This window comes from Petrotoga sp. DB-2 (assembly GCF_054051725.1).
On the sequence record NZ_JBSVZD010000092.1, the window covers coordinates 1 to 331 of the forward strand.

The following is a 331-nucleotide window of genomic DNA, read 5'->3' on the forward strand; positions in this document are numbered from 1 at the left end:
CACCACCGTACGTACCGTTCGGTATACGGCGGTTCAACAGAATTGATGTCTGTATCCTTTCACATCGTTTCTTCCTCTTTCAGATGTAGAAGTTATACTAGGCGTTTCTACATTATTTTCAGGCTCTCCCCTATCTTCATGTAGGAAACCTTCTAATCGAAGTTGTCTGCCTTTTCCATATCCCTTCGCATCTTTCAAGATTCGAAACCTCCTGTTGTTCAGTCCTTCCTCATCTCTCAATGAGTACTATGACCTCTGCTGACTTCTCAAGATTCAGCCATACATTGCTGTATGGGTTGCCTTAACAGCATATTCTTGAGATCTCCCCAGG

General features: G+C 43.5%; 1 protein-coding gene. It reads right to left on the reverse strand.

The features are described from left to right. Positions 1-33: 33 nt before the first annotated feature. Entirely contained in the window at positions 34-198 is a 165-nt protein-coding gene (locus ACW9JY_RS10585; RefSeq protein ID WP_457284337.1) for a hypothetical protein, read from the reverse strand. Positions 199-331: the final 133 nt, after the last annotated feature.